The organism is Streptomyces aurantiacus, from assembly GCF_001418335.1.
GTDB classification, from domain to species: domain Bacteria; phylum Actinomycetota; class Actinomycetes; order Streptomycetales; family Streptomycetaceae; genus Streptomyces; species Streptomyces aurantiacus.
Window position 1 is genome coordinate 1 of sequence record NZ_LIPP01000124.1, and the last position, 15,281, is coordinate 15,281.

Consider the following 15,281-nt stretch of genomic DNA (forward strand, 5'->3'; position numbering starts at 1 on the left):
GGGTGGGGGCTGGTCGCGCAGTTCCCCGCGCCCCTGAAAGGCGGGGCTGCGCCCCTGCCTTTCAGCTCGCCCGGCATCCTGCTTCGCGCGCCCGTCCGGCGTTTGTTTTTCAGCCCGTCCGGCGTTTGAGGACGAGCGCGTTCAGCGCGATGCGGGGGTCTGGGGGCGCAGCCCCCAGAAGCGACGGGAAGGGTAAGGGCGGCGGGGGGCGAGGACCGTGGCTACTTGAGCGCCAGGACCAGCGCATCCGACGGCGAGCGCCACACCCCACGAGCCTCCGCGAACCCCGCCCCCCGAAGAGCCCGGGCGTGCCACTCGGCAGAGGGAGTGTCCCCGTCGGCATGCTCCCCGTAGATCTCGAAGCGGCGCGCGGTGGGTTCGGCGAGGACAGGATCCTGCGCGGCGAGCTGCCACCACTCGGCCCAGTCGAGGACACCGGCCGCCTTGGCCCCGTCCATGAGCGCGTGCCGCCGCGCGCGATCCGCCGCGTTGATCCGCGGGGTCGTCTCGTCGATCATGTGGTCCGCGTTCATGAACACCCCGCCGTCGCGGACGAGTCCGGCGACCTGCCCGTAGAGGACCGTGAGAGGCTCGCTGTGCAGCCAGTGGAGGGCGGTCGCCGTGAGCACGGCGTCGTACGAGTCGTACGGCAGCCGGGACGGCCAGTCGGGGTCCTTGAGGTCCGCCGTGACGAACGTGACCCGGTCGTCGCCCGCGAACGTGCCCTCGGCGATGGCCAGGAGCGCCGGGTCGAGGTCGACGCCGGTACTGACCGCCTTCGGGAACCTTTCGAAGAGCCGGGCCGTGATACTTCCCGTACCGCACGCGAGGTCCAGGACACGTGGTTCGGGGCCCACCAGCGCCTCGACCATGTCGAGCATGACCCGGAAGCGCTCCTCACGGTCCGGCATGTACCACTCCTGCTGCCGGTCCCAGCTCTCCTGCCACGCGTGCCAGTCGGATCCGAGGGTGGTCGTCATGTAAGCCCCTTTCCGCTTCAGATGTAATACCCTGAAGGCAGCATTAGCCATTACAGTGTCCGCACCACGACCTTAGAGCGCCTCCGTAAGGACTACAAGTGGAACTGGCCTATTACTCGGATTACGCCGTCCGTCTCGTCAACAGCGAGGAGCCGGCCCGGGGCACGGACACGCTCACCTCGGTCGACGCCATCCGTGATCTCTTCGGGGGCAACGCGTCGGCGGCCCGCCGCGCCACGGACTCAGACGTGACCCGCTTCCGCGGTGTACGGGCCCGGCTGCGCGCGGTCTTCGAGGCGGCGGACACCGACGACGAGACGCTCGCCGTGGACCTGCTGAACTCACTGCTGCTGGAGTTCCCGGTCAGCCCGCAGATCTCGGGCCACGACATCCGGGACGACAACGGCCGCCCGCTGTGGCACATGCACCTGGCGGATCACCCGTCGAACGCGACCGCGGGATACGCGGCGATCGCCGCGATGGGGCTGGCCTTCCACCTCACCGAGTACGGCGTGGACCGCCTGGGCCTGTGCGAGGCCGCACCGTGCCGCAACGCCTACCTCGACACGTCGACGAACCGTTCCCGGCGCTACTGCTCGGACCGCTGCGCCACCCGGGCGAACGTCGCCGCCTACCGTGCGCGAAAACGCCTGGAGGCGGACCGGCCGGAGAGCACCGGCCGGGCGGCCGACAGCAGCCAGCGCGCGAGCGCGAACGGCGAGCGCTGACCCTTCTTCCGCGGGCGGTACCGGAACCGCACCTTCCCGAGGACGAGTTCCTCGGGCACGGTTCCGTAGTCGGTACTGTCACCGCCGGCGTACGTGTTGTCGCCCAGCACCCACCAGCCTCCCTCGCGCCGCTCGGCCGCGCGCTTCACGACCAGCAGGTCCTGCTGGAACGGATGGCGCAGGACGACGACGTCACCGGGCCTGACCCTGGCCCCGTACTGCACGACGAGGAGATCCCCGTGATGCAGCGTGGGCACCATGGACGGCCCCGTCACCTCGGCGGTCCCGAAGGGCAGGACAGCCCTTCCGCGCTCGGTCTCCTGCGACAGCTCCGGCATCCCCGGCACCTCCCCGGTCCTATCCTCCACGAGTCCCAGTCTGACCCCGGACTTTTGTCCTAAGCCCATGGGGGCACTCGCGAAAACCCGTCACTCACGGAGTAATGTCCCACCTGAGAAGACGATCACGAGGAAGGACAGCTCAATGCTTTCCCGCCTGTTTGCCCCCAAGGTCAAGGTCAGCGCACACTGCGACCTGCCCTGCGGTGTGTACGACCCCGCCCAGGCCCGTATCGAGGCGGAGTCGGTGAAGGCCGTCCAGGAGAAGATGGGCGCCAACGACGACGCGCACTTCCAGGCCCGCGCCACCGTCATCAAGGAGCAGCGCGCCGAGCTCGCGAAGCACCACGTCTCGGTGCTGTGGAGCGACTACTTCAAGCCCCCGCACTTCGAGAAGTACCCGGAGCTGCACCAGCTGGTCAACGACACCCTCAAGGCCCTCTCGGCCGCGAAGGCCTCGACCGACCCGGCGACGGGCCAGAAGGCGCTGGACTACATCGCCCAGATCGACAAGATTTTCTGGGAGACGAAGAAGGCCTGACCTGGTGTCATGCTTTCTGACCTGCGGTCGCATCGCCCGGACCGCAGCTCTCCTGACCGCACCCGGTCCGCGGGCCGCCGAACACGGCGTCCGGAGCGGTCCGGGTGCGGTCGTCTTCCGTACCAGGGGCTGAGGCCGCCGAGAGGGCCGAGGAACGCTCAAGGGCCCCTGTCAGTGGGGCGTGGAATGCTGAGGGCATGACGACGGAGGACTTGGTCCGGCTGCGCAAGGCACGTGACCGGATGGACCGTGAGTACGCCGAGCCGCTGGACGTGTCCATGCTCGCGCGCACCGCGCTGATGTCGCCCGGCCACTTCCAGCGCAGCTTCCGGGCGGCCTTCGGGGAGACGCCGTACGGCTATCTGATGACGCGCCGCATCGAGCGCGCGAAGGCGCTGCTCCGGCGCGGCGACCTGAGCGTCACGGAGGTCTGCCTCGCGGTGGGGTGTACGTCGCTCGGTTCGTTCAGCTCCCGCTTCACGGAGCTGGTCGGTCGGACTCCGAGCGCGTACCGGGCGGAGTCGCACGAACCGGGAGCGGCAATCCCTGCGTGCGTGGCGAAGATGTACACGCGACCGGTGCGCCGCGCCGCGGCGAAGCCTCTAGCGTGAAGCCATGGACCTGAAAATCTCGCAGTGCTTCATCTCGGTCGACGACCACGATCGTGCGCTGGCCTTCTACCGTGACGTGCTGGGCCTTGAGGTCCGTAACGACGTCGGTTTCGAGGGCATGCGCTGGGTCACCGTCGGTCCCCCGCTCCAGCCGGACGTGGAGATCGTCCTGGAACCGCCCCTGGCCGATCCGAACGCCCCGGAGGAGGACCGGCGGGCCGTGGCCGAGCTGCTGGCCAAGGGGCTGCTCCGGGGCGTCATCTTCACCACGGAGAACTGCGACGCGACGTACGAACGACTGCTCGCCGCGGATGCCGACATCCTCCAGGAGCCGATGGACCAGCCGTACGGAGTCCGCGACTGCGCGGTCCGCGACCCCGCGGGCAACCTGCTGCGCTTCACCCAGCGCAAGGGGTGAGAGCCCACGCCACGCTACGGCCGCAGGCGGGCGGCTCGGGTCCTGAGGTAATGCTGTTCGGGGAGGCTGAGGGTCTTGTCGGCCGCCGACTCGTAGGCGGCGCGGGCGGCTTCGGTGTCACCGGCGCGTTCCAGGAGGTGGGCGCGGACCGCGTCGAGACGGTGACCCGTCGCCAACTCGGCTTCCAGTGGCGCCAGTGCGGCGAGGCCCGCCTGCGGTCCGTGGACCATCGCGACGGCCACCGCGCGGTTGAGCCGTTCGACGGGGCCGGGCACGAGCCCGACGAGGATGTCGTAGAGGCCGAGGATCTCCTGCCAGTCGGTGTCGTCGGGCGAGGCGGCCTCGTCATGGACGGCGGCGATCGCGGCCCTCAACTGGTAGGGGCCGGGGCCCTGGTAGGGACCCGGCCCTCGTTGGGTCAGGGCGCCTGTCACCAGCGCCACGCCCTCCTCGATCGCCGCCTTGTCCCACAGCGTCCGGTCCTGTTCGCCGAGCGGCACCAACTCGCCGTGCGGGCCGGTGCGCGCGGCCCGGCGGGCATCGGTGAGCAGCATCAGCGCGAGCAGGCCGGTGACCTCGTGGGAACCGGGCAGCAGTTGATGCGTCGTACGGGTCAACCGGATGGCCTCGCCCGCGAGTTCGGCCCGTTGGAGCGCCGTCCCTGAGGTGGCCGTGTACCCCTCGTTGAAGATCAGGTACAGGACGTGCAGGACCGTCGGCAGCCGCTCCTCCCAGTTCTCGGGGCGCCCGAAGCTCGCGCCCTTCACCTTCTGCTTGGCCCGGCTGATCCGCTGCGCCATCGTCGCCTCGGGCATCAGATGCGCGCGGGCGATCTCGGCGGTCGTCAGACCGCCCACCGCGCGCAGCGTGAGGGCGATCCGCGCGGGCGGGGTGAGGTCGGGGTGGCAGCACAGGAAGAGCAGAGTGAGCGTGTCGTCCTCGGACGGGGCGCGGGCGGCCCCCGGCGGCGGCGCCGTGAACGCGTCGCGCGGAGTGAGCGCCGCCGCCCGTTCCTCCCGCAGTCGCCGGGCCTCCTCGCTGCGCAGCACGTCCGTGAGCCGCCGCGAGGCGACCTTGATCAGCCAACCGCGCGGGTTCTCCGGCACCCCGCTCTCGGGCCACTGTCCGGCCGCCGCGAGCAGCGCCTCCTGTACGGCGTCCTCGGCGGAGTCGAAGTGTCCGTACCGCCGCACGAGCGCGCCGAGGACCTGCGGCGCGTGTTGGCGCAGCAGGCCCTCGATCTCGGTCGTGCGTCCCGACGGGCGTCTCGGGGGACCGCTCACACGTCGCCGCCGCCGTCGAAGAGCGGCCGGATGACGACCGGGTACCGCTGCGTGCCCTCGGGGACGGGGCTTTCGAGGATCCGCCCGACGATCTCCGTGACCCGCTCCAGGCTGACGCAGTCGAGGACCCAGTAGCCGGCGAGCACTTCCTTGGTCTCGCTGTACGGCCCGTCGGTGATCACGGGCTTTCCGTCCGGGCCGGGCTCGACGAACCGGGCCTGGGCCGGCGGCGTCAGACCGTTGCCGTCGACCATCTCACCGGTCTCGGCGAGGTCGTTGTTGATCGCGCTCATGTGCGCGAACATCGCCTGCATGTCCTGCTCGGTCCAGGCGGGCGCACCGGCGGAGCCCTTGCCGGCCTGCGCCTCGTAGTCCGCCTGGGTGCCCTGGATCATCACGAGGTACTTCATGGGTCCGCTCCTTCGGTCGGGGCCGCCCGTGGTGGGCGGTTCTCACAGGGAACGTCGGAGCGGATCCGCGGTTCTCTACACACACGCGAAAAAACTTTTCGCCGACCTTCTCGGACCTTCGCGGCACCGCGAAGGACAACCTCCTCGCAGGCGGAAGCGGCTGTCCGGAACCCCAGGTCCCGGGTTCAGGAATCCCGTTCCATGGTTGCCCGGGGTTCCCCGGGCTGCCCCGGCTCGGCCATGGGCACGGGTCCTGCTTCGGAGACCGCCGAGGCCGGCTTCACCTCGGGCCTCCCGGATTCCTCACCTTCTTCGTAACTGGCACACCGGGGGTTACGGCAGGGGCCGGAGCCCCACACGGGCACGAAGACACCCAGGGTCTTGTGCCGACGCACGACCATGTCGACGGGCTGCTTGCAGACCGGACAGACGGATTCATCGCTGGCCATGGATCCAGGATATTGCGGACGGAGCCGGGCCGACAGCCGAGCGGCGGCCCCGGAACTGGGGATCGCCCGTGCGGGGGTCCGTGTGCAGGGGTGGCGGGTCCCGCACACCGTGGGGATGCGCGGGGCCCGCCGTAACCGGAGACCCTCCACCTCGCCGCGCCGTCAGGTGCCGCACGACATGGAGAACCCCGGCGCCTCGGAAAACGGCCACGAGAGCCGCACCGTTCACATGGCCCCATTCGGGTGGCCCCGTGGCCCAATTCGGATGGCCCCATGGAGACAGCGCGCCGATCCCCCGATACGTGTCTCCTGCCCTTGCATGCCTCCTGCTCTTTCCCTCCTTGCTCCGCTCCGGCGCCTCCCCGTCAGGTGTTCCGGCGTGTCACGAACTCCGCCAGCGACAGCAGACCTCCCGCCTCCTCCGGGTCCGGGACGGCACGGGACAGGTGGTCCAGGGCCCGTGCCATCCGCTCGGCGGCCTGGGCCTGGGCCCAGTCGCGCCCACCCGCCCGCTCGACGGCGAGGATCGTGCGCCCCAGATCGCCGTCCCGGTAGGGAACCCGGTACAGCTCGGCGAGTTCGGCCCCGGCCGGTGTGCCGGAGGCGAGCGCGGCGACCACGGGCAGGGACTTCTTGCGGGCCATGAGGTCCGCCCCGGCCGGCTTGCCGGTACGCCTCGGATCTCCCCAGATGCCGATCACGTCGTCGATGAACTGGAAGGCGAGCCCGGCCTCGCGCCCGAACGCGTCGAGTGCCTCGACATCCGCGTCGTCGGCGCCCGCGTACAGCGCACCGAGCGCGCACGCGCACCCCAGCAGCGCGCCCGTCTTGGCCTCGGCCATGGCGAGCACCTCGTCGAGCGTGATGTCGTCGGGACAGCGACGCTCCATCGCGGTGTCCGCGTGCTGTCCCGCGCACAGCTCGACGACACAGCTCGCGAGCCGGGCGGCCGCCGCCGAGGACGCCGGGTGCGGATCCTCGGCGAGCAGCCGATGGGCCAGTGCCTGCAAGGAGTCCCCCGCGAGGACGGCGTCGGCGTCGCCGAACACGGCCCATGCGGTGGGCCGGTGCCTGCGGGTGGTGTCCCGGTCCATCACGTCGTCGTGCAGCAGCGTGAAGTTGTGCACCAACTCCACCGCGGCGGCCGCCCGTACGGCCGTCGCCCGTTGGCCGCCGAGCGCCCCGGCCGCGGCCAGTACGAGCGCGGGCCGGATGGCTTTCCCCGCCTTCTCCGCGTCCGCCGCGGCCGGGGTGCCGTCCGCGTGCTGCCATCCGAAGTGGTAGAGCGCGATCCGCCGCATCGAACCGGGCAGCGACTCGACGGCCCGGCGCAGTTCGGGATCCACCGATGTCCGGGCCCGCTCCAGGATCACGGCCGCCTCCTGCCCGTCGGGCGGACCGTGCCGCCCGACGGGTACCGACCCGTGGTGCGGTCCTGGCCCTTCCACCGCCGGTAACAGGTTCTGTCGCGTCTCCGTCATGAACTCACCCATGCCCAAGGGCCCGCCCCGGCGGGCGGGAACACGACGCTCGGCACATCGGAGCTCACCGCCAGCGGCCGATCTCGACGTTCTCCAGGACGCCGAGCGCATCGGGCACCAGGACCGCGGCCGAGTAGTACGTCGTCACCAGGTACGACATGATCGCCTGCTCGCTGATGCCCATGAACCGCACGGACAGGCTCGGCTCGATCTCGTCGGGAATTCCTGCCTGCTGGAGACCGACAACCCCTTGCTCGGCCTCTCCCGTACGCATGGCGATGATCGAGGTCGTCCTGGCCTCGGTGACCGGGATCTTGTTGCACGGGAACATCGGCACGCCCCGCCAGGTGGGAATGCGGTGGCCCGCCACGTCGAGGGTCTCGGGGACGAGCCCGCGCCTGTTGAGCTCGCGGCCGAACGCGGAGATCGCCCGGGGGTGAGCGAGCAGCAGCTTGGTGCCGCGCCGCCTGGTGAGCAGTTCGTCCAGGTCGTCCGGGCTGGGTACGCCGTCGTGCGGCTGGAGCCGCTGGTCGTACTCGCAGTTGTTGAGCAGCCCGAACTCGCGGTTGTTGACGAGCTCGTGCTCCTGGCGCTCCTTCAGTGCCTCCACGGTGAGCCGCAGCTGCTGCTCGGTCTGGTTCATCGGCTGGTTGTAGAGGTCGGCCACGCGCGTGTGGATGCGCAGCACGGTCTGGGCGACGCTGAGTTCGTACTCCCGTGGCGCGGCGTCGTAGTCCACGTACGTCCCGGGGATGGCCGGCTCTCCGGTGTGGCCGGCCGCGAGGTCGATCTCCTTCTCTCCGTACGGGTTGGAACGCTGCTCGGGAATCGTGCGCAACCGCTCAAGGTGCTCACGCAGGGACTCGGAGCGCTCCGCGATCTGGTCGAGGTCCGCGCGGGGCAGGGTGAGGACCGTGCACGCGGTGGCCGCGCGTGCCGTGTACTCCCAGATGGCGTCCGGGTCGGTGATCGCCTGGTCGCCGAAGTAGGAGCCGTCGGCGAGGACTCCGAGGACGGCGTCGTCCCCGTACGGTCCGGTGCCGACCTTCTCGACCCTGCCGTGTGCCAGCAGGAACACCTCCTCGGCCGGGCTGCCGAAGGAGGCGAGTACGTCGCCCGGCTCGAACTCCCGCTGCTCGCAGCGCTGGGCCAGCTCGCTGAGTACCTCCTGGTCCTCGTAGGTGCGCAGCGCCGGCAGTTCGCCGAGCTCCGCCGGGATGACCTGGACGCGGTCACCGGTCTTCACGAACGTGACGCGGCCGTCTCCCACCGAGTAGCTGAGCCTGCGGTTCACGCGGTACGTGCCGCCCTGCACATTCACCCACGGCAGCATGCGCAGCAGCCATCGTGAGCTGATTTCCTGCATCTGCGGTACGGACTTGGTGGTCGTGGCCAGGTTCCGCGCCGCGGATGTGCCGAGACTCTTCTGCGGCTGGTCCTGGTCCGCGCGGATCTCTTCGCCTACCGACATGAAAATGTCCTCCCCATCGTGCAATGAGCTGCGGCGACCACACTTCCATCACGGACCGTGGTCGTGCTATTACCCGAAAGAGGGGGAATGGATCTTCGCGAAACGGGGCACATCGCGCGCCCCCGACCGCTTCGGCCGGCCGCTCCCCAGGGTTCGTGGATCTTTCCGACCGGGAACTTCAAGATCGGGCCGCCCGTTCATTCAGCAGTACCGCCGACGACGGAGGAGAGAGCACATGGCAGGCTTTCTGGACCGCGCCAAAGAGCAGGCGCAGCGCGGCATCACGCAGGGCAAGCAGAAGATCGACGATGTGCAGGCGCAGCGGGCCGGCAGTGATCTGCTGAAGAGTCTCGGCGCGGCCTACCTCGCGGAGCGGCGCGGCAGTGGCTCTCCGCAGGCCACGCAGCAGGCACTCCAGGCGGTGGAGAGCCACATCGCGACGCACGGGGACAGCTTCCTGCGCTCCTAGGCGACCTGTCGGCGGCTCCGTTCGGACCGCTGACCGGGTCGGCTCGCACACCGTGCGAAGAATGCGAGGAAGTGGTCCCTCCAGGCCGGTTCCGGGTACAAGCCGCGGTACGAGGCGGCTGCGACAGGTGGCCGTCGTCCCCTGCAAGGAGGCGGCCGTGTCCCCACCCATGTCCGCGAGCAGCTTTCTGAGCCGGCTCAAGGCGGAAGGAATCACCGTCGTCGAGGTCGGCGACTGGGAGCATCACAACCGCAATCACAAGGGCCCGTGGGGCCAGGTCCACGGCGTGATGATCCATCACACAGTGACGTCGGGCAGCCGGCGGACGGTCGAGATCTGCCGCGACGGGTACAGCGGGTTACCGGGCCCGTTGTGTCACGGCGTCATCACCAAGGACGGCCGGGTCCATCTCGTCGGCTACGGCCGCGCCAATCACGCGGGCCTCGGCGACGACGACGTGTTGCGCGCGGTCATCGCGGAGAAGGCCCTGCCGTCGGACAACGAGGCGAACACCGACGGCAACCGCCATTTCTACGGCTTCGAGTGCGAGAACCTCGGCGACGGCAAGGATCCCTGGCCCGAGGCCCAGCTGGAGGCCATCGAGCGGGCCGCCGCGGCGGTCTGCCGCCATCACGGCTGGACGGAGCGCTCGGTGATCGGCCACCTCGAATGGCAGCCGGGCAAGATCGACCCGCGCGGTTTCACGATGGCCGCCATGCGGGCCCGTATCCGCGACCGCCTGAAGTGACACGCAGCTGAAGTGATACGCGGCTGAAGTGACACGCCCCGCGCGTGTCGCTCGGACGGGTGTCCGACAATGGGGGTGTGACCGGCCCCGACACCCCTGACGCAGTTGCCCTCGGCGTCCTGCGGCCGCGGCTGCCGTCGCCGCTGCAGGAGGTCGTGGACGAGCGTTTCGAGCGGCGCGGTGTGCGGCTGCTGCTCAAGCGGGACGATCTGATCCACCCGGAGCTGATCGGCAACAAGTGGCGCAAGCTGGCCCCGAACCTCCTGGCGGCAGGGGGCCGCACGGTCCTCACCTTCGGCGGCGCGTACTCGAACCATCTGCGGGCCACGGCCGCGGCCGGCCGTCTCCTGGGCCTGCCCACCGTCGGCGTGGTCCGCGGCCAGGAGCTCGCCGACCGCCCCCTCAACCCGTCCCTCGCCCGGTGTGCGGCGGACGGCATGCGGCTCCATTTCATCGACAGATCGACATACCGCCGCAAGAGCGATCCGGCGACCCTGGCCGCCCTGCGCCGCGCGACCGCCTGCGAGGAGGCGTACGTGATCCCGGAGGGCGGCAGCAACGCCCCTGCCGTGCGCGGCTGTACGGCCCTGGGCGAGGAACTGCGCGGCCACGCCGACGTCGTCGCGCTGGCCTGCGGCACGGGCGGCACACTGGCGGGCCTGGCCGGGGGCCTGTCTCCCGGCCAACGCGCGCTGGGCGTACCGGTCCTCAGGGGCGGCTTCCTCGGCGCGGAGATACGCGCGCTCCAGGAGGCGGCGTTCGGCGGTCCCCGCGGCGACTGGTCCCTGGACGACCGTTTCCACTTCGGCGGCTATGCCCGTACACCTCCCGAACTGGACGCCTTCGCGGCCGACTTCAAGCGGCGCCACGACCTGCCTGTCGAACGTCTCTATGTCGCCAAGTCGCTGTACGGACTCCTGACCCTCACCCAGGAGGGCGTTTTCCCGCGCGGGACGACGGTCGCGGCCGTGATCACGGGCAGCCCGGACGACACTGTCCGGGTCGGCCCCAAGTCCCAGGTCGGTACATCTGACTAGGTCGCTTCCCTGAACGCCGCGGCCTCCTCCAGGTCCAGTCGCCGCAGCAGGGTCCGCAGCATCTCGTCGTCGATGTAGCGGCCGTTGCGCAGTTTCACGAACACCGCGCGCTCGGCGCCGATCATCTCCCGGGACAGCCGCCGGTACGTGTCGTCCGCGGTTTCTCCGGTGACGGTGTTGACCTGGCCGAGGCGTTCCCAGACGGCGTTGCGGCGGCGCTCCAGAACCGCGCGGAGGCGGACGGCGAGGGGCGGTGGAAGCGTGTTGCGCTCGTCGGAGAGGAGTTCCTCCAGGCGCTGCTCGGCGGCCCGGGAGGCCTGCGCCTGGGCGTTCGCCTCCGCGAGGGTCTCGGCCTGCTGGTCCCGTGGCGGGAGTTTCAGCAGGCGGATGAGCGGCGGCAGCGACAGTCCCTGCACGACGAGTGTCCCGATGACCGTCGTGAAGGTCAGGAAGAGGATCAGGTCGCGGCCTGCGAAGTCCTCGCCGCCTTCCACGGTGAGCGGGATCGAGAAGGCGATGGCGAGCGAGACCACGCCTCTCATCCCGGCCCAGCCGATGATGAAAGGCGCCTTCCATGTGGGGTTTTCCTCCCGTTCCCGGATCCGCGCGGACAGCAGGCGGGGCAGGAAGGTCGCGGGATACACCCAGACGAAACGGGTCAGGACGACGATCCCGAAGAGGGCCACCGCGTACCAGGCGGCACTCGCCCCCTCGTACGCGCCGAGGCCCTTCAGGATCACCGGCAGCTGCAGGCCGATGAGGGCGAAGACCGCCGACTCCAGGATGAACGCGACCATCTTCCAGACCGCCTCCTCCTGGAGCCGGGTCGCGAAGTCGACCTCCCAGTTGCGGTGCCCCAGGTAGAGCGCGACGACGACCACGGCGAGCACTCCGGAGGCATGCACCTGCTCGGCGACCGCGTACGCGAAGAAGGGCGTCAGCAACGACAGGGAGTTCTGCAGCAGCGCCTCGTTCAGACGGGTGCGCATCCAGTGGATCGGCACCATCAGGACGAGCCCGACGCCGATGCCGCCCAGCGCCGCGAGCAGGAACTCGCCGATGCCGCCCGCCCAGGTCGCGCCCTCTCCGACGGCTGCGGCGAGCGCCACCTTGTAGGCGGTGATCGCGGTCGCGTCGTTCACCAGCGACTCGCCCTGGAGGATCGTGGTGACCCGCGACGGCAGCCCGACCCGGCGCGCCACCGCCGTGGCCGCCACCGCGTCCGGCGGTGCCACGACCGCGCCGAGCACCAGCGCCGCGGTGAGCGACAGGTCCGGCACGAGCACGTACGCGGCCCAGCCGACGGCGAGCGTCGCGAACAGCACGTACCCGACCGACAGGAGCGCCACCGGCCGTAGCTGCGCCCGCAGATCGAGGTACGAGCTGTCCGTGGCGGCCGTGTAGAGCAGCGGAGGCAGCAGCAGCGGCAGGACGATGTGCGGGTCAAGGGTGTACTCGGGCACCCCGGGCACGTACGAGACGACAAGCCCCGCCGCGACGAGGAGCAGGGGCGCGGGCACCGGAGTACGGCGCGCGGCGCCCGCCACCGCGGCGCTGCCCGCGATCAGCAGGAGCAGGGGCATCACATGCATCGGTATAGGCCCGCTTTCGTTTCCGCGCGGATTCCCGCACACCCGACGTAATCTGGCAATCATGAAACAGTGCACGCACGCCGACGCGCTGCCGCCCACGGAACCCGCGCCGCTGAGCGACACCTGTCTCGAATGCCAGGCGGCGGGGTCGCACCCGGTGCAGCTGCGACTGTGTCTGGACTGCGGTCACGTGGGCTGCTGCGACTCGTCGCAGCTGCGGCACGCCACAGAGCATTTCAAGGAGACGGGGCATCCGATCATGCGGACCTTCGAGCCCGGTGAGAGCTGGCGCTGGTGCTTCGTCGACCATGTGCTGGTGTGACGTGGGTTCCGGACGGTTCGACCGTCTGACGTCTGGGTACGTCAATCCGGCGCGCGCTCTTCCCAATTGGGCCCGCAGACCCCTAGCCACTGTGCGTATCCATATGTTTACTATGAGTGACAGCAAGGGGTTGGGGTCCCGGGGACAGGAAACCTGAGAGCGCGATAGCGTCACCGCTGAACCACGTAGCGCGTTACCCCGGGGGGCGACCCTCGGCCCCCGAAAGAGCTTGTACCACCTTGGAGGTGAGGGTGTCCCAGATCGCAGGCGAGCCCGCGACCCAGGACTTCGTGGAAGTCCGGCTGCCGGCTGCGGGTGCCTACCTGTCGGTGCTGCGTACGGCCACGGCCGGCCTCGCGGCGCGCTTGGACTTCACCCTCGACGAGATCGAGGATTTGCGCATCGCGGTGGACGAGGCGTGCGCGATCCTGTTGCAACAGGCGGTGCCGGGCTCCGTGCTCAGCTGTGTCTTCCGCCTGATCGACGACTCGCTTGAGGTGACTGTCTCGGCCCCGACCACCGATGGCCACGCTCCCGCACGGGACACCTTCGCGTGGACCGTGCTGTCGGCCCTCGCGGGCAAGGTCTCCTCCTCGGTGGCCGACGACAAAACCGTTTCGATCAGCCTCTACAAACAGCGCGGCGCGGGACCCGGGCCGGCGTGAGGAACGGGGACGGGCCGGTGCGGGACGAAGAGCGCGGCACACGGGAACTCCCCGCCGGGGGCGAGAACGGCCCCGGCGGGCCCCGGCACCTGGCGGAGGGCGTCGACGGCATTCCCGAGCAGCAGGCCCGGCCGCACCCGGAGGACGACAGTTCCCCGGCGGCCGGGGTGTCTCGGGGAGAGCCGATCGGCAAGGACGAGCGCGAGGCGCTTTCCGGCAGCGACGGGCGACAGGATCCAGACGTTGCCGCGCAGTGGGGGTCCCCCCGGACGGAGTCTGGGGGGACGTCCTCGGAAGGGCGGCGGCGGGTGACGGGCGGGATCATGAGCGAGCAGCACGAGCACGAACGAAATGCCGAGAACGGCGCGTCGGGTACGCAGCACGATCCCCACAACAGGAGCGGGGCGCGGCTCAAGTTCATCGAGCTGCGCAAGCTGGACCACGACAGCCCGGAGTACGCGGAACTGCGCAACCAGCTGGTCCGTATGCACCTGCCGCTCGTGGAGCACCTCGCCCGCCGTTTCCGCAACCGCGGCGAGCCGCTGGACGACCTCACTCAGGTCGCGACCATCGGCCTGATCAAGTCGGTCGACCGCTTCGACCCGGAGCGCGGAGTCGAGTTCTCGACGTACGCGACCCCGACGGTCGTCGGCGAGATCAAGCGGCACTTCCGGGACAAGGGCTGGGCCGTGCGTGTGCCGCGCAGGCTGCAGGAGCTGCGGCTCGCGCTGACCACGGCGACCGCGGAGCTCTCGCAGCAGCACGGCCGCTCCCCCACCGTGCACGAGCTGGCCGAGAAGCTGGGCATCTCGGAGGAGGAGGTCCTGGAGGGCCTGGAGTCGGCCAACGCGTACTCCACGCTGTCCCTGGACGTCCCCGACACGGACGACGAGTCGCCGGCCGTCGCCGACACCCTGGGCTCGGAGGACGAGGCCCTGGAGGGCGTCGAGTACCGGGAGTCCCTCAAGCCGCTCCTGGAGGACCTTCCCCCGCGCGAGAAGCGCATCCTGCTGCTGCGCTTCTTCGCGAACATGACCCAGTCCCAGATCGCCCAGGAGGTCGGCATCTCACAGATGCACGTCTCCCGGCTGCTGGCCCGGACGCTGGCCCAGCTCCGCGAGAAGTTGCTGGTGGAGGAGTGAGGAGTGAGCGGCACAGCTCGCGTCCCGTAAAAGCTCGCGTCCCGTAAGCAGCTCGTGTCCCGTGAAACAGCTCGCGTCCCGTGAGGGGCGCGGCGCACCGCACGACCCGGTCCGCGCTACTCGGGCTCCCGCACTCCGCCCGGCCCGGTGATCCCCAGCGCTCTCGTGGTCTCGGGGTTGAGGATCAGCACCAGTGTCGCGACCGCCACCACCGCCAGGGCGATCCCCCCGGGGATGGCGAGACTGTCGGCCTGGAGCAGGTTGTACGCGACGGGCAGCGCCATGATCTGCGTGATGATCGTGGGGCCCCGGCTCCAGCTGCGCCGCAGCAGCAGCCCCCGCGCGGCCAGCAGTGGCAGCAGGGCGAGCACGATCAGCGTCACGCCCCCGGTGACCGCCTGACGGCGGTCGTCGGGATGGCCGGTGAAGCCCATCACGAGCAGGTAGACGCCCCCGGCGGCAAGGGCGAGCCCCTCCAGCGCGGCGAGCGCGGCCGCCACGGTCAGCCGCCCGGGGCGGGGTTCGGCGTCGACGGTTTCCGGGGTGGGATTCTGCTCAGAGCTCACCTGTGAAGGGTAGCCCTCGACCCCTGTCCG

Annotated in this window: 19 protein-coding genes; 10 read left to right on the forward strand and 9 right to left on the reverse strand. The window is 70.3% G+C overall.

Annotation, left to right across the window (positions count from 1 at the left end; genetic code table 11):
• Positions 1-221: 221 nt before the first annotated feature.
• Entirely contained in the window at positions 222-980 is a 759-nt protein-coding gene (locus tag AOK01_RS17850; RefSeq protein ID WP_055512793.1) for a class I SAM-dependent methyltransferase, read from the reverse strand.
• A 98-nt stretch (positions 981-1,078) separates the two neighbouring features.
• Between AOK01_RS17850 and AOK01_RS17855 the strand changes: the two genes are divergently transcribed.
• Positions 1,079-1,708 carry a CGNR zinc finger domain-containing protein gene (locus AOK01_RS17855; protein ID WP_055512795.1) on the forward strand — a complete coding sequence of 210 codons (630 nt, stop codon included), beginning with the start codon at positions 1,079-1,081 and terminating at the stop codon, positions 1,706-1,708.
• Here the strand turns inward: AOK01_RS17855 and sodX are convergent.
• Complete coding sequence (sodX, locus tag AOK01_RS17860; protein WP_055512796.1) at positions 1,612-2,046, reverse strand: nickel-type superoxide dismutase maturation protease; 435 nt, start codon at positions 2,044-2,046, stop codon at positions 1,612-1,614. The two genes, AOK01_RS17855 and sodX, sit on opposite strands and share 97 nt — an antisense overlap.
• A gap of 145 nt (positions 2,047-2,191) precedes the next feature.
• Between sodX and sodN the strand changes: the two genes are divergently transcribed.
• The 3 genes from sodN (at position 2,192) to AOK01_RS17875 (ending at position 3,616) form a co-directional block, all read left to right on the forward strand.
• Positions 2,192-2,587 carry a superoxide dismutase, Ni gene (gene sodN, locus AOK01_RS17865; RefSeq protein ID WP_055512801.1) on the forward strand — a complete coding sequence of 132 codons (396 nt, stop codon included), beginning with the start codon at positions 2,192-2,194 and terminating at the stop codon, positions 2,585-2,587.
• A 197-nt stretch (positions 2,588-2,784) separates the two neighbouring features.
• Complete coding sequence (locus AOK01_RS17870; RefSeq protein ID WP_055512803.1) at positions 2,785-3,198, forward strand: helix-turn-helix transcriptional regulator; 414 nt, start codon at positions 2,785-2,787, stop codon at positions 3,196-3,198.
• A gap of 4 nt (positions 3,199-3,202) precedes the next feature.
• Positions 3,203-3,616 carry a VOC family protein gene (locus AOK01_RS17875; RefSeq protein ID WP_055512806.1) on the forward strand — a complete coding sequence of 138 codons (414 nt, stop codon included), beginning with the start codon at positions 3,203-3,205 and terminating at the stop codon, positions 3,614-3,616.
• 14 nt (positions 3,617-3,630) lie between these two features.
• Here the strand turns inward: AOK01_RS17875 and AOK01_RS17880 are convergent, their stop codons facing one another.
• From AOK01_RS17880 to AOK01_RS17895, 5 genes are all read right to left on the reverse strand, one after another.
• A complete protein-coding gene (locus AOK01_RS17880) occupies positions 3,631-4,899 on the reverse strand; it encodes an RNA polymerase sigma factor (RefSeq protein WP_055512808.1) in 1,269 nt (422 codons plus the stop codon).
• Positions 4,896-5,309, reverse strand: a complete 414-nt coding sequence (locus tag AOK01_RS17885; protein WP_055512810.1) for a YciI family protein — start codon at positions 5,307-5,309, stop codon at positions 4,896-4,898. Before AOK01_RS17885 ends, AOK01_RS17880 begins: the two co-directional genes overlap by 4 nt.
• 185 nt (positions 5,310-5,494) lie before the next feature.
• Positions 5,495-5,758: a hypothetical protein gene (locus AOK01_RS41265; protein WP_079103500.1), complete on the reverse strand. Its 264-nt coding sequence runs from the start codon at positions 5,756-5,758 to the stop codon at positions 5,495-5,497.
• A 365-nt stretch (positions 5,759-6,123) separates the two neighbouring features.
• Positions 6,124-7,251, reverse strand: a complete 1,128-nt coding sequence (locus AOK01_RS17890) for a family 2 encapsulin nanocompartment cargo protein polyprenyl transferase (RefSeq protein WP_055512811.1) — start codon at positions 7,249-7,251, stop codon at positions 6,124-6,126.
• Positions 7,252-7,303: 52 nt separating this feature from the next.
• Positions 7,304-8,710 carry a family 2B encapsulin nanocompartment shell protein gene (locus AOK01_RS17895; RefSeq protein WP_055512812.1) on the reverse strand — a complete coding sequence of 469 codons (1,407 nt, stop codon included), beginning with the start codon at positions 8,708-8,710 and terminating at the stop codon, positions 7,304-7,306.
• A gap of 235 nt (positions 8,711-8,945) precedes the next feature.
• Here AOK01_RS17895 and AOK01_RS17900 point away from each other — a divergent pair, with 235 nt between their 5' ends.
• The 3 genes from AOK01_RS17900 to AOK01_RS17910 all read left to right on the forward strand — a co-directional run bounded on the left by AOK01_RS17900 (position 8,946) and on the right by AOK01_RS17910 (position 10,964).
• Positions 8,946-9,179 (forward strand): hypothetical protein, encoded by a 234-nt coding sequence (locus AOK01_RS17900; protein WP_055512813.1) that lies wholly within the window; start codon positions 8,946-8,948, stop codon positions 9,177-9,179.
• Between the two features lie 169 nt (positions 9,180-9,348).
• Entirely contained in the window at positions 9,349-9,927 is a 579-nt protein-coding gene (locus AOK01_RS17905; protein WP_055512814.1) for an N-acetylmuramoyl-L-alanine amidase, read from the forward strand.
• Between the two features lie 77 nt (positions 9,928-10,004).
• Positions 10,005-10,964 (forward strand): 1-aminocyclopropane-1-carboxylate deaminase/D-cysteine desulfhydrase, encoded by a 960-nt coding sequence (locus tag AOK01_RS17910; protein ID WP_055512863.1) that lies wholly within the window; start codon positions 10,005-10,007, stop codon positions 10,962-10,964.
• Here the strand turns inward: AOK01_RS17910 and AOK01_RS17915 are convergent.
• Positions 10,961-12,556: a Na+/H+ antiporter gene (locus AOK01_RS17915; RefSeq protein ID WP_055512816.1), complete on the reverse strand. Its 1,596-nt coding sequence runs from the start codon at positions 12,554-12,556 to the stop codon at positions 10,961-10,963. The two genes, AOK01_RS17910 and AOK01_RS17915, sit on opposite strands and share 4 nt — an antisense overlap.
• Before the next feature lie 61 nt (positions 12,557-12,617).
• Here AOK01_RS17915 and AOK01_RS17920 point away from each other — a divergent pair, with 61 nt between their 5' ends.
• The 3 genes from AOK01_RS17920 to AOK01_RS17930 all read left to right on the forward strand — a co-directional run bounded on the left by AOK01_RS17920 (position 12,618) and on the right by AOK01_RS17930 (position 14,685).
• On the forward strand, positions 12,618-12,878 hold the full coding sequence (locus AOK01_RS17920) for a UBP-type zinc finger domain-containing protein (protein ID WP_055512817.1): 261 nt from the start codon (positions 12,618-12,620) through the stop codon (positions 12,876-12,878).
• A gap of 251 nt (positions 12,879-13,129) precedes the next feature.
• Positions 13,130-13,543, forward strand: a complete 414-nt coding sequence (locus AOK01_RS17925; RefSeq protein WP_055512819.1) for an ATP-binding protein — start codon at positions 13,130-13,132, stop codon at positions 13,541-13,543.
• A gap of 17 nt (positions 13,544-13,560) precedes the next feature.
• Positions 13,561-14,685: an RNA polymerase sigma factor SigF gene (locus AOK01_RS17930; RefSeq protein ID WP_245702296.1), complete on the forward strand. Its 1,125-nt coding sequence runs from the start codon at positions 13,561-13,563 to the stop codon at positions 14,683-14,685.
• Between the two features lie 116 nt (positions 14,686-14,801).
• Here AOK01_RS17930 and AOK01_RS17935 read toward each other — a convergent pair whose 3' ends face one another.
• Positions 14,802-15,251, reverse strand: a complete 450-nt coding sequence (locus AOK01_RS17935; protein WP_055512821.1) for a hypothetical protein — start codon at positions 15,249-15,251, stop codon at positions 14,802-14,804.
• Between the last annotated feature and the right edge of the window lie 30 nt (positions 15,252-15,281).